This window comes from Actinomadura soli (genome assembly GCF_005889715.1).
Lineage (GTDB): Bacteria > Actinomycetota > Actinomycetes > Streptosporangiales > Streptosporangiaceae > Spirillospora > Spirillospora soli.
The window spans coordinates 1-12164 of the sequence record NZ_VCKW01000248.1; the positions used below are offsets into that span (position 1 = coordinate 1).

The following is a 12164-nucleotide window of genomic DNA, read 5'->3' on the forward strand; positions in this document are numbered from 1 at the left end:
AACAGCGGTGTATAAGGGACAGGTGCGGCGGCGGTGGCGGGAGCGGGGTTCGTAGCGGCGGGACTGGTCGGTCCAGGTTTGTCCGTCCCAGTAGCGTTCGCGGCCCATCAACTCCGGATCTGGGTACCACCCAGGTGGTGCGCTCACCGGACTCCGCCTCCCGTCAACGTCGGGTCAAGGCTTGCGCACGCCGCGACTCAGCGTCAACGGGACGGTCACAGCTTGGGAGTGAACGGGCGGCGATGGGCGGGGTCGTCCGGTTCGGCGAGGCCGCGCAGGGCCGTCTCGACGAGCTCGATGCCCTGCAGGAGGGCGACGAGGCGGGCGCCCTCGCGGCGGTAGGTGTCCAGGACGGACTCGATGCCGTGCGGCGGGACGACCTCGCCGAGATCGACCCGGGCGGTGCGGAAGCCCTCCCGGGCCGCCTCGACGGACGCGCTGACGTGATGCCGGGCCATGCGGGCGAGGGCGATGGGGTAGCGGCGCAGGACGCCGTAGCGGCGGTACTCGGGCGGGACGAGCTCGAGCAGCCAGGCCAGGGCGGTGTCCTCGAATCGGTCGGAGCCCGGTGGGTGCACCTGCGAGGGCCAGCCGGGCGGAACGTAGGTGCTCACATCGGCAGGATAACCCAGCTTCGAACAAATGTTCGAACAGATCTCAGTCCGGCGGCGGGGTGCGGCGAATGCGGATCTTGCCGGAGGCCAGGTCGTCGCGGGAGCTGCCCGACCCCGTCTGCTCGTGGTCGTCCTTGCGGAGCAGCCGCTGCCGCTCCTGCTCCTCGACCTTGATCTTCTTCGAGCCCTCGAACACGGACGCGAGGTCCTCGAACATTCCGCCGCCGAAGCCCGCGCCGGTCTTGCCGTCACCGCGGATGGCGCCCATCACGGTCGACTTGCCGGTGCCGTCACGAGGCCACTCGACGGTCTCCTGCTCGGCCGGCTCGGGGCGGTTGCCCATCGCGCGGCCTTTGACGCGCTTGCGGCGGCGAAAGGGTGGCTTCACACACTCTCCAACGCGGTGAGTCTCCAGAATGATCCCGGCGGACGATCAGGTCGTGAACGACCACCGGGTGGGAGATCCGGTGAAGTCTCCCTGGCGGAGCCCGAACACCTGCTGTGGCCGCACCGCGACGGTCGCGTTCACCTCTGGGTCCAGGAAGTCCACACGATATCGGGTGGCGTACTTGGAGTTGACCAGGTCGATGAAGCGCTGCAGGTCCCTCTTCTCGGTGAGCACCTCCGCGAGCCCTTCGATGACGACCGGGTTCTCCGCCTCCTCCGTCGTCACCGTCACCTGGGGGTTCGCGCGCAGATTGACCATCTTGCGGGACGGGACGCTGCTGCTGAACAGCAGCGCCTCACCCGACCAGGCGCCCCACACCGGCATGGCGTGCGGACGTCCGTCCGGCCGGACGGTGCACAGCCAGAAGTTGCGCGCGGCCATCAGCCGTTCCACGGCCCAGGACCACGGGAGCAGGCCGCTTCCCTGGTCCGGTCCCTGGATGCCGTAGCCGGGCATGTACGGACGTTCTGCGATGGGCTCTGCGGGCTCCGGTTCCGCGGCGGCGCCGGCAGCCGACATGGCGTACTCCTCTCTGTCGGGGTGCCCCCGCCCATCGTTCCAGACCCCGGCACCCCCCAGGGACGCTCGTTGGCGGGGGCTCGGCGCGGTAGCCTGCGGGACGTGCGCCTTTCCCATGTCATCGCGGCTCTTGAGGATCTCTATCCGCCGTCGTGGGCGGAGCCTTGGGACGCCGTCGGGCTCGTCTGCGGCGACCCCGACCAGGAGGTCGGCCGGGTCCTGTTCGCGGTCGATCCGGTGGCCGCGGTGCTCGACGAGGCGCTGGAATGGAACGCCGATCTGGTCGTCACGCACCATCCGCTGCTGCTGCGCGGCGTTCACTCGGTGGCCGCGACCACGCCGAAGGGCCGCCTCGTCCACCGGATGATCACCAACGGGGTGGCGCTGCACACCGCGCACACGAACGCCGACCGGGCCGACCCCGGCGTGTCGGACGCGCTGGCGCGGGCGGTCGGCCTCGCCGGGGAGCTGCGTCCGATGGTCCCCGCCGCCGACGATCCCCGCCGCGGCCTCGGCCGGATCGGGGAGCTGGACGCGCCCGTCACGCTGCGGGAGTTCACCGGACGGGTGGCCGCCGGGCTGCCGTCCACGGCCTGGGGCGTCCGCGCGGCGGGCGATCCGGACCGTCCCGTCCGCACCGTCGCCGTGTGCGGGGGCGCGGGCGACCCGCTGCTCGACACCGCGCGGGCCGCCGGTGTCGACGTGTACCTCACCGCCGACCTGCGCCACCACCCGGCTTCGGAGTTCGCCGAGCACGGCGGGCCCGCCCTGGTGGACGCCGCGCACTGGGCGACGGAGTGGCCCTGGCTCGCCGACGCCGAACGGCGCCTGGCCGCGGCCTCCCCGGAAGCGGGCAAGCTGGAGACCCGGGTGTCCACGCTCGTCACCGACGCGTGGCGCCTTCACGACGAAGGAGCGCTTTGACATCACCCGCCGTCCCACGGAACGGGGGTTCCTTCCCTCGCGGGCCGGATTTCCTGCTTCACAGCCGGCCGCCCCGGGGGCGGCACCCCCGGAGGTCTCACGCACGCTCCACAGGCCGTCAGCGCCGGCCCGGCGGCCAGGATGGGCGTGGCGACCGGCCGGCGTCCTGTGCCAGACCAGGCGCACACACCCGAACGTGCGGTTCAGCGCCGCCGCCTGCTCGGAGCCCGGGCAGGCCCGGCACTTGTCCGCTGTCTCATCGGATGGATTCACAGCAGGAGTCGTTTTGAGTAAGTCATTGCCGAAAGCTGTTCTGTTCCCGCGCGATCGCGCGGGATCGACCATCCGCACGGGAGGTGCTCGGTGAAGGCCGCACCGCAAGCCCAGCTTCGCCTGCTCGACCTGCAGGACCTCGACAGCTCGCTGGACCGGCTGGCGCACCGCCGCCGCACCCTGCCGGAGCTGGCCGAGATCGAGCGCCTTGAGGGCCGGCTGACCGGGCTGCGCGACGCGATCGTGGCGGCCGAGACGGAGGTCGGCGACCTGGAGCGGGAGCAGAAGAAGGCCGAGCAGGACGTCGACCAGGTCCGCACCCGCGCCGACCGGGACCAGAAGCGCCTCGACTCCGGGCAGGTGGCGTCCGCCAAGGACCTCGGCAGCCTGCAGGCGGAGATCGAGTCGCTGCAGCGCCGCCAGTCCGACCTGGAGGAGGTCGTGCTGGAGATCATGGAGCGGACGGAGGAGGCGGAGGGGAAGGTCGCCGCGCTCCGCGCCGACCAGTCCGCCGCGCAGGATGAGCTGTCCGGGCTCAGCGGGCGCCGCGACGCGTCCCTGCGGGAGATCGACGAGGAGGCCGGGACGACCAGCGCCGCGCGCACCGCCGTCGCCAAGGACGTCCCGGACGACCTGCTCGCCCTCTACGAGAAGCTGCGCGGCCAGTTCGGCGGCGTCGGCGCGGCGAAGCTGTTCCGCGGCGCCTGCCAGGGCTGCCACCTGGCGCTGAACACCGTCGACCTGAACCGCATCCGGGGCGCCGCCGAGGACGAGGTGGTCCGCTGCGAGGAATGCCGCCGCATTCTCATCCGGACCCCGGAATCGGGCCTGTGAACGCGGGTGCCGGGGGGCGTGGAGGGCCGTCCTCCCGCAAGGACGGGGGCGGGCGCAAGCTGGTCGTCGAGGCGGACGGCGGGTCGCGCGGGAACCCCGGTCCGGCCGGATACGGGGCGCTCGTCCGTGACGCGCTCACCGGGGAGGTCCTCGCCGAGGTCGCCGAGTCGATCGGGCACGCCACCAACAACGTCGCCGAGTACCGGGGCCTGATCGCGGGGCTCACGGCCGCCGCGCAGCTCGACCCGTCCGCCCGCGTCGAGGTCCGGATGGACTCCAAGCTCGTCGTGGAGCAGATGTCGGGCCGCTGGAAGATCAAGCACCCGGACATGGTGCCGCTGGCGCTCCAGGCGCGGGACGCGGCGGGCGGCCTCGGGTCGGTGTCCTACGGCTGGATCCCGCGGAACCGCAACGCGCACGCCGACCGGCTCGCCAACGAGGCCATGGACGCCGCCGCCCGCGGCGAGCACTGGGTCCGCAAGGTCGAGGAGACGCCGGGGGAGCCGGAGCCGCCGCCGTCCCCCGCGCCGTCGTGGTCGCCGCCGTCGGGCACCCCGATGACGACCGTCCTGCTGCGGCACGGCGAGACGCCGCTGTCGGCCGAGAAGCGCTTCGCCGGGACGGGCGAGATCCCCCTCACCGCGCACGGCGCCGCCCAGGCCCGGGCCGCGGCCCTCGCGCTCAAGGACCGCGGGCTCGACGCGATCGTCACGTCCCCGCTGTCCCGCTGCCGCGACACGGCCGCCGAGATCGCCGCCGCCACCGGGCTGGACGTCCGCGTCGAGGACGGTTTCCGCGAGACCGACTTCGGCGAGTGGGAGGGGCTGACGTTCGCCGAGGCGGACAGGGCGTGGCCCGCCGAGCTGAAGGCGTGGCTCGCCGACCCGGAGGTCGCGCCGCCCGGCGGGGAGAGCTTCGCGAACGTGTCCCGCCGCGTCCGGACGGCCCTGGACAAGCTGAAGGTCCGCTACCGCGAGCAGACGGTCCTGGTCGTCTCGCATGTCACGCCCATCAAGCTCCTGGTGATGGACGCCCTGGGCGCGCCCATGACGTCCCTGTACCGGATGCACCTGGACGTGGCGGCGCTGTCGTCCATCGACTGGTACGCCGACGGGCCCGCGTCGCTCCGCGCGTTCAACGACGTCCACCACCTGGAAACCTGACCGGCATCCGGAAACCTGACCGGAACGCTCTTCCCCGTTGATCCTCGGCCGCTTACGCTGCGCGATAGGCACCGTGACCTGGGGAGGAACCGTGACCACGAAGATCCTGCTGGACGAGTCGAGGCTCCCGAGGCGCTGGTACAACGTCGTCCCCGACCTGCCCGCGCCGCCGCCACCGCCCCTCCACCCGGGAACACGCGAGCCGCTCGGCCCGGCCGACCTGGCCCCGCTGTTCCCGATGGACCTCATCGAGCAGGAGGTCACCGGCGACCGGTACGTCGACATCCCCGAGGACGTCCGCGAGGTGTACCGGCTCTGGCGCCCGACGCCGCTCATCCGGGCGCACCGCCTCGAACGCACCCTCGGCACGCCCGCGCGCATCTACGTCAAGTACGAGGGCGTGTCCCCGGTCGGGTCGCACAAGCCGAACACGGCCGTCCCGCAGGCGTACTACAACGCGCGCCAGGGCGTCCGCCGCCTCACCACCGAGACCGGCGCCGGGCAGTGGGGCAGCGCCCTCGCGTTCGCCTGCGCCCAGTTCGCCCTCGACTGCGAGATCTGGATGGTCCGCGCCTCCTACGACCAGAAGCCGTACCGCCGCTCGATGATGCAGCTGTACGGGGCGAAGGTGCACGCCAGCCCGTCGCCGCTCACCGCGTCCGGCGCGAAGATCCTCGCGGACGACCCCGGCTCGCCCGGCTCCCTCGGCATCGCGATCAGCGAGGCCGTCGAGTCCGCCGCGCCGGAGGACACCCGGTACGCGCTCGGGAGCGTCCTCAACCACGTCCTGATGCACCAGACGGTGATCGGCGAGGAGGCCCTCGAACAGCTCGCCCAGACCGGCGACGTCCCCGACCTGATCGTGGGCTGCACCGGCGGCGGCTCCAACTTCGCGGGCCTGTTCTTCCCGTTCCTGCGCGAGAAAATGGCCGGACGCATGGACCCGGTCTTCCGCGCGGTGGAGCCCGAGGCGTGCCCGTCCTTCACCCGCGGCCGCTACGCCTACGACTTCGGCGACACCGCGGGCCTGACGCCCCTGCTCAAGATGCACACGCTCGGGCACGACTTCGTCCCCGACCCCATCCACGCGGGCGGCCTCCGCTACCACGGCATGGCCCCGCTGCTCTCCCACATGTACGACCTGGGCCTCTTCGAGGCCGAGGCCAAACCGCAGCGCGAATGCTTCGAGGCGGGCCTCCTGTTCGCCCGCACCGAGGGCATCATCCCGGCCCCCGAGCCGACCCACGCGCTCGCCGCCGCCGTCGAGGAGGCCCGCCGCTGCGTCGAGACCGGCGAACCCAAGGTCATCCTCACCGCCCTGTGCGGCCACGGCCACCTGGACATGGCCGCCTACGACCGCTTCCTCTCCGGCGAGATGGAGGACCACGCGCTCCCGCAGTCCCGCCTCGACGAGGCCCTGACCACCCTCCCGTGATGCGGCGGGTGCGCAAGTGACGTGCGCACCCACTAACCTTGAAGGACGGCGGACGAGCCGGCCGGACGGCCGCGTCGGGGAGGTATCCCCGTCGAGGAAAGTCCGGGCTCCAGAGGGCAGGGTGGTCGGTAACGCCGACCCGGGGTGACCCGCGGGAAAGTGCCACAGAAAGCAAACCGCCGCCGGTCCGCCGGCGGTAAGGGTGAAACGGTGAGGTAAGAGCTCACCAGCGCCCACGGTGACGTGGGCGGCTCGGTAAACCCCACCCGGAGCAAGGTCAAGAAGGGGCCGAAAGGCTCCGCGCAGGTGCCCGAGGGCTGCCCGCCCGAGCCTGCGGGTAGACCGCTGGAGGCCGCCGGCAACGGCGGCCCGAGATGGATGGCCGTCACCCACCGCCCCAACGGGGGCGGCGGGCACAGAACCCGGCTTACAGGCCGACTCGTCCGCCTTCCGGGCTTAGGTGGTTGTGGTGTGGCTTGCTGGGGTTGCGGTGGGGGGTTGGGGTGTGGTCAGCAGGGTGCGGAGGTCGGTCGCGGCCTGTTGGGCGGCGTGCTCGGCTGTTGTGGTGACGCCGCCTAGGGCGAAGTAGCTGTGGTTGAGGGTGGGCCACTCGCGGTGGATGACCGGGACTCCGGCGGCCTGTAGGGCGGTGGCGTAGGCGTTGCCTTCGTCTCGTAGTGGGTCGAAGCCTGCTGTGTGGACGGCGGCTGGGGCGACGCCTGTCAGGTCGGACGCGCGGAGTGGAGAGACCCGCCAGTCCTCTCCGGGGCCGGACGGGACGTACTGCTCGGCGAACCATCGCATGGCGGCGAGGGTTAGGCCGTAGCCGTCCGCCCGGTCTGCGCGGGACGGGTGGCGTGCGTTTACGTGCGGGTCGGCGTAGCCGCCCGTGACGTCGGTGACCGGGGAGATGAGGAGCTGCGCGGCCAGCGGGATCCCCCGGTCGCGGCAGGCGATGGCGACGGACGCGGCGAGCTGGCCGCCTGCGCTGTCCCCGGCGACGGCCGTCCGTCCGGGGGTGGCCCCGGCTACGTGGAGTGTCGCGGCCAGGCAGTCGTCGAACGCCGCGGGGAACGGGTGCTCGGGGGCCAGGCGGTAGCCGACGCCGACGACCGTCGAGCCGGTCTCCACGGCGAGCCGCCGCGAGTACTGGACGTGCGTGTGCTCGTCGCCCGCGACCCATCCGCCGCCGTGGAAGAACACGATCGTGGCGTCGGTGAGCCGGGTCGCGGGCTCGATCACGCGGGCGGGCACGGGGCCGCCGGACGTCTCCAGGACGACGTCGCGCTCCGCCGCGGCCACCGGCGGATCCGGGAGGCGGCCGAGCGCCAGCTCGTTGCCCGCCCGGAGGTGGATCCGGAAGCCCTCGACGGACGTGTCGGCGGCCGTCGGGGCCTGGACGCGCTGCCTGAGCCATTCGTCGATGTCCGGGTCGAAGACGGGTCCGTCCGCCACGCGCGGCCTCCTTCATGGGTTGTCAGCCACCCTATTCGCCCAGCGAGAGCGGGACGTGCACGCAACTTCGCAGGGGCATACGACTCGACAGGTTCGGGTCACACGACACAGAGGAGATGAAACAACGCGCTTACTGTCCAAGTTAAGAGCTGATCGCCTTGATCGGTGACGACGCGGAGCCGGGTGCTGGGTTCCGTGGAGAGGAGAGCTGATGTTCGTCATCGCGTTCGTGGCCCTCGTGCTCGCCGGGGGACTTGCCGGTGTCGTGTACCTGTGGGACTTCTCGCGCGCCAGCCGGCGCGACGCGCTGTTCCTCCCGGCGTCCGACCGCCGCGCGCGGCGGGCGCGGCGGGTGGCGGGGATGTACGTCCGCGACTACGCGCGCCACGACAACGAGCTCGTCAGCCGCTAGCCGGAGAACGCGGCCCGGTGCCCGCCGAACGGGGGTGCCGGCGGGTGCGCAGGGCCGCGGTGGAGACGCGTGGGTCGTCCTTGCGGGGGGACGACCCACGCTTTGTTTTCAGGTGAGGGATCGGGGCTGAGGGGGGCCGTCCGGGACGGGCTCGTCCGGGACGGGCGTGAAGGCGCCGGTGGTGCGGTCGAGCATCTCGACGTTGGCGGACTGCAGGTCCAGATAGAGGCCCACCAGCTCGATCTCGCCGGACTCGACCCGGTCCCGGAGCCACGGGTAGGTGAGCAGATTGTCGAGCTGCTGCATCACGTTGATCTTGCAGAGGCGGGTGAGGGGCGACTCGTCCGTGCCGGGCGGCTCCTCGGCGAGGAAGCGGGCGAGGCTGTGGTTGCCGTGCTTGAGCCAGCGGGACAGGCCGGTCAGGTGGTCGACCTCGGTGCCGCCCGCGAGGAGCGCGGCCATCGCTCCGCAGTTGGAGTGGCCGCAGACGGTGATCGTCCGGATGTCGAGGACGTTGACGGCGTACTCGACGGTGGCGGCGACGGAGTCGTCGGGCGTGCGGGAGCCGTGCCGGGGGACGAGGGCGCCGACGTTGCGGTTGATGAACAGGTCGCCGGGCCCGCTGGCGGTGATGATGTTGGGCACGATGCGGGAGTCCACGCAGGTGATGAACAGGTGCTGGGGCTTCTGCTCCATCGACAGCTCGGCCATGATCGGCCGGACGAGGCGGGCGGTGCGGCCGTGGTACTCCCGGACGCCGTCCAACAGCACCGCGGCCGGGGACACCTCGGGCGCGTCCAGCTCGGCCTCGGAGCGCCGCCGCCTGTTCGCCCACGGCGCCCACCAGCGGGTCGGCGGGGGCGTCTTGCGCGGTTGAGACATTTCGCCTGTCACAGCTCTTTCATACCAAGCCTCGTGAACTTCATCGATGTCGACCCTGCCGCCCTGCCGCTCGTGCGCCAGCCGCCACTGGTGGATGGCGTCGAACGCGGCGTGGTCCATGAAGTCGACGTTGAGGTCCAGGTCGACGTGGGAGCCGGACGGGACGCCCTGCAGGAGGCGCGTCACCTTCGGCACGCCGAGGAACGTCAGCGTCCCCTCGACGACCACGTGCGTGCGGGGCGGGACGGGCCCGTCGTCCGGCGCCGGGATGAGGTGCTCCGCGCGGACCGACAGCCGGGTCAGCCGCCGCAGCGCCAGCACCGCCGTGATCCCGATGCCGAGCAGCACGCCCTCGCCGAGCCCGAGGACGACGACGCCGACGAGGGTGACGTAGTAGGCGGGCGCCTCGCGATGGTGACGAAGGTCACGGACGCGCGCGGTGTCCATCAGGCGGACGCCGAGCACGACCAGCAGCGCCGCGAGCGCGGGCAGCGGCACCTGCTCGATGACCGGGCCGCACGACAGCGCCAGCACCAGGACCCACACCCCGTGCATGACGGCGGACCAGCGGGAGCGGGCGCCCGCGTCCACGTTCGCCGTGCTGCGGACGATCACGCCCGCGATCGGCAGCCCGCCGAGGAACCCCGACACCGCGTTGCCCGCGCCCTGGCCGAGCAGGTCGCGGTCGAGGTCCGCGCGAGGGACGCCGGCGGGACGCGAGCGGTCGATGGCCACGCTGCACAGCAGCGACTCGACCGCCGCGACGAGCGCGACGGACACGACGGCGCCGCCGACGGAGAGCAGGGAGCCGTCCGGCAGGACGGGCGCGCTCCAATCACCGAGGAGGGTCTCCGGCAGTTCCACGCGCTGCGCGTTCCAGCCGAGCGACCACGCGGTCACGGTGGCGAGGGCGATGGCGGGCAGCGGGCCGGGGACGAGCCGCAGCCACCCGTCGCGCGGCAGCCGGGACCAGACCAGCAGGACGAGCACCGTCAGCGCCCCGAGGAGCGCGGGATGCGTGTGCGGATGGACGAGCTGCCCCGGCAGCTCGCGGAGGTTGTCGATCGCCGAGTGCTGGGGGCTGCCGCCGAGCACCACGTGCACCTGCGCCAGGACGAGGACGACGCCGACCCCCGCGAGCATCCCGTGCACGACGGCGGGGGAGACGGCGAGCGCGGTGCGTGCGACGCGGCTGGCGCCGAGCGCGAGCTGCAGCAGCCCGCCGAGCAGGGTGATCGTGCAGGTCGCGCGCCAGCCATAGGTCTGGATCAGCCCGGCGACGATCACCGTCAGCCCGGCGGCGGGGCCGCTGACCTGCAGCGGCGATCCGCCGACCAGGCCGGCGACGATCCCGCCGGCGACGGCGGCGATCAGCCCGGCGGCGACCGGGGCGCCGGAGGCGACCGCGATGCCCAGTGACAGGGGGATCGCGACGAGGAAGACCACGAACGACGCGAGAAGATCCCGGCGCAGGACGGAGACACTGAGTGGCTTTGGAGTCACTCTATGTATGTAACCAGGATCGGCGGTACCTCACCCGGGAACACGGCGAGGGCCGCCGGACGGATCCGTCGGCCCTCGATGCGTGCTGCCGTGCCGGTTCAGCGGCGGTAGTTCTCCCAGTCGTCGGCGGGCTGGCGGGAACCGTAGGGGCCGGTCTCGTTCGGCTGGCCGCCCTGCTGGTACCCGCCCGGCTGCGAGCCGCCGTAGTAGCCGCCCGCCCCGTACGCCTGCGTGGTGTTGGGGTCGTACGCCTGGGTGGCGTTCGGGTCGTGCGGCGCGGTGAGCGGGTCGCCGCCGTTGTAGCTGCTGCCGCTGAAGTCGCCGTAGACGCCCGCACCGCCCGGAGCGGCGCCGGAACCGCCGTCCGTGCCGCCGAGCGCGCCGTACGGTTCGCGTCCGCCGCCGCTCAGCGGGTCGTCGTAGCGGGACGAGTCGCCGTAGGCCGGGGCCGTCGGGTACCCGTCGTTCTGCCCGCCCTGCCCGTATCCGGACGCGCCACCGAGGCCCGGGTCGTACCCCGACGTGGCACCGGACGGCACGCCCGAGCCGAGCCCGGAGTCGTATCCGCCGGCCTGGCCGGGCTTCGGCCACGGGCCCGTGTTGCCGTTGCCGCCGGAACCGCCAGTCCCCCCGGTGGCGCCGAACGAGCCGGTGCTCAGCGGGTCGCCGAGCGGGTCGTTCAGGGAACCGCCGTAGGAGCCGCCCGGGTCGGACGAGGCCGTGGTGCCCGCCGCCCGCTGCCGGTCGTTCTGGATGCGCTGGAGCAGTTCGTCCACGGTCGGGAGCTTGTGGCCGTCGGTGTCGGAGCCGGAGCCCCCGGACGCCGCGGGCGCGACCGGCGCCGGGGGAGCGGGTGGGCCGGACGGCTCGTCGGTCCGGCCGAGGGACAGCCCGAGCGGGTCGGACACTCGTGGGTCGCCGCCGAGTGCCCCGCCGCCCGGCGCGGACGAGCCGAGGCCCATGTCGTAGCCGTCCTGGCGTCCTGCGGGAGGTGGGCCGGCCGCCGCGGCCGGACGGTTGCCCAGCGGGTCGGAGCCGTAGTCGCCATAACCCTGGTCGTGACCGCCGCTGTACTGGTCCTGGCCCTGGCTCTGGCCGCCTCCGCCGTACGGGTCGTGGCTCTGCCCGCCGTAGGACGGGTCACCCGGGCCGTGGTCGGCCGCCCCGTACGCGGGCTGCGGCTCCTGCCCGCCGTAGGGCGGCTGTATGCCGGGACCGCCCTGCATGCCGGGGCCGCCCGGGCCGCTCGGGCCGCCGATCCCGCCGGGAGCGCCGGAACCGGAGAGCCCAGTGGGGATCGGGTCGAGCGCGGTGGATCCCGGGTCTTGCCCGGTGAACTGGGAGCCGCCCTGGAATCCGCCGGGACCGGGCATCTGCTGGGGGCCGGTTCCGGCGCCCTGTCCGTTGCTCATGCCACCGGCCATGCCATTGCCCACGCCGCCGAGCATCGGGCCGTCGGCGCCCATGGGGACGGGCTGGGTGAGGTTCGGCTGGGGGACTCCCGGCTGCTCGAAGGGCGGCTGCTCCATCGGCGGCTGCTCGGCGGGCGCCTGCGCGTTCAGCGGGTCGTGGGCCGGGTCGACCCCCGCGCGGTCGCCTTCGTTGTCGTGCTGCCAGGGGAACTTGGGCTTGTCGAAAGTGATCGTCGCCCAGTAGTCGTCGTCCTCCATCTCGTCCGACGCCTGGGCGCTCGGGGCGGGAG

Annotated in this window: 11 protein-coding genes, 1 other RNA gene and 2 pseudogenes; 6 read left to right on the forward strand and 8 right to left on the reverse strand. The window is 72.9% G+C overall.

The window, feature by feature from the left end; translation table 11 throughout:
• From ETD83_RS46165 to ETD83_RS33140, 4 genes are all read right to left on the reverse strand, one after another.
• The coding region (locus ETD83_RS46165) for a DUF2510 domain-containing protein (protein ID WP_138649150.1) at positions 1 to 147 on the reverse strand (147 nt) is incomplete at its 3' end.
• A gap of 68 nt (positions 148 to 215) precedes the next feature.
• Positions 216 to 614 carry a hypothetical protein gene (locus tag ETD83_RS33130; RefSeq protein ID WP_138649151.1) on the reverse strand — a complete coding sequence of 133 codons (399 nt, stop codon included), beginning with the start codon at positions 612 to 614 and terminating at the stop codon, positions 216 to 218.
• 43 nt (positions 615 to 657) lie between these two features.
• Positions 658 to 1002 (reverse strand): DUF6191 domain-containing protein, encoded by a 345-nt coding sequence (locus ETD83_RS33135; RefSeq protein WP_138649152.1) that lies wholly within the window; start codon positions 1000 to 1002, stop codon positions 658 to 660.
• 45 nt (positions 1003 to 1047) lie between these two features.
• Complete coding sequence (locus ETD83_RS33140; protein WP_138649159.1) at positions 1048 to 1581, reverse strand: pyridoxamine 5'-phosphate oxidase family protein; 534 nt, start codon at positions 1579 to 1581, stop codon at positions 1048 to 1050.
• A 102-nt stretch (positions 1582 to 1683) separates the two neighbouring features.
• Here ETD83_RS33140 and ETD83_RS33145 point away from each other — a divergent pair, with 102 nt between their 5' ends.
• Positions 1684 to 2505, forward strand: coding sequence for a Nif3-like dinuclear metal center hexameric protein (locus ETD83_RS33145; protein WP_138649153.1), 822 nt, complete (start codon positions 1684 to 1686; stop codon positions 2503 to 2505).
• 180 nt (positions 2506 to 2685) lie between these two features.
• Here ETD83_RS33145 and ETD83_RS45575 read toward each other — a convergent pair.
• Positions 2686 to 2850 (reverse strand): annotated as a pseudogene (locus tag ETD83_RS45575) (helix-turn-helix domain-containing protein); the annotation flags it as partial.
• An 18-nt stretch (positions 2851 to 2868) separates the two neighbouring features.
• Between ETD83_RS45575 and ETD83_RS33155 the strand changes: the two are divergent.
• From ETD83_RS33155 to rnpB, 4 genes are all read left to right on the forward strand, one after another.
• A complete protein-coding gene (locus tag ETD83_RS33155) occupies positions 2869 to 3612 on the forward strand; it encodes a zinc ribbon domain-containing protein (RefSeq protein ID WP_138649154.1) in 744 nt (247 codons plus the stop codon).
• Positions 3609 to 4775, forward strand: a complete 1167-nt coding sequence (locus tag ETD83_RS33160; RefSeq protein WP_230421351.1) for a bifunctional RNase H/acid phosphatase — start codon at positions 3609 to 3611, stop codon at positions 4773 to 4775. The genes ETD83_RS33155 and ETD83_RS33160 overlap by 4 nt, the downstream gene beginning before the upstream one ends.
• Before the next feature lie 91 nt (positions 4776 to 4866).
• Positions 4867 to 6210 carry a TrpB-like pyridoxal phosphate-dependent enzyme gene (locus ETD83_RS33165; protein ID WP_138649156.1) on the forward strand — a complete coding sequence of 448 codons (1344 nt, stop codon included), beginning with the start codon at positions 4867 to 4869 and terminating at the stop codon, positions 6208 to 6210.
• A gap of 53 nt (positions 6211 to 6263) precedes the next feature.
• Positions 6264 to 6656: RNase P RNA component class A (rnpB, locus tag ETD83_RS33170), an RNA gene on the forward strand.
• A gap of 10 nt (positions 6657 to 6666) precedes the next feature.
• Here the strand turns inward: rnpB and ETD83_RS33175 are convergent.
• The gene (locus ETD83_RS33175) at positions 6667 to 7665 is read right to left on the reverse strand and encodes an alpha/beta hydrolase (RefSeq protein ID WP_205718016.1); all 999 of its coding nucleotides are present in this window, start codon (positions 7663 to 7665) and stop codon (positions 6667 to 6669) included.
• Positions 7666 to 7876: 211 nt separating this feature from the next.
• On the opposite strand from ETD83_RS33175, the gene ETD83_RS33180 reads away from it, so the two are divergent.
• Entirely contained in the window at positions 7877 to 8077 is a 201-nt protein-coding gene (locus tag ETD83_RS33180; RefSeq protein ID WP_138649157.1) for a hypothetical protein, read from the forward strand.
• 108 nt (positions 8078 to 8185) lie between these two features.
• On the opposite strand, the gene ETD83_RS33185 is transcribed toward ETD83_RS33180, so the two are convergent.
• Positions 8186 to 10462 carry a SulP family inorganic anion transporter gene (locus tag ETD83_RS33185; RefSeq protein ID WP_138649158.1) on the reverse strand — a complete coding sequence of 759 codons (2277 nt, stop codon included), beginning with the start codon at positions 10460 to 10462 and terminating at the stop codon, positions 8186 to 8188.
• A 98-nt stretch (positions 10463 to 10560) separates the two neighbouring features.
• Positions 10561 to 12164, reverse strand: a pseudogene (locus tag ETD83_RS43005) (hypothetical protein); the annotation flags it as partial.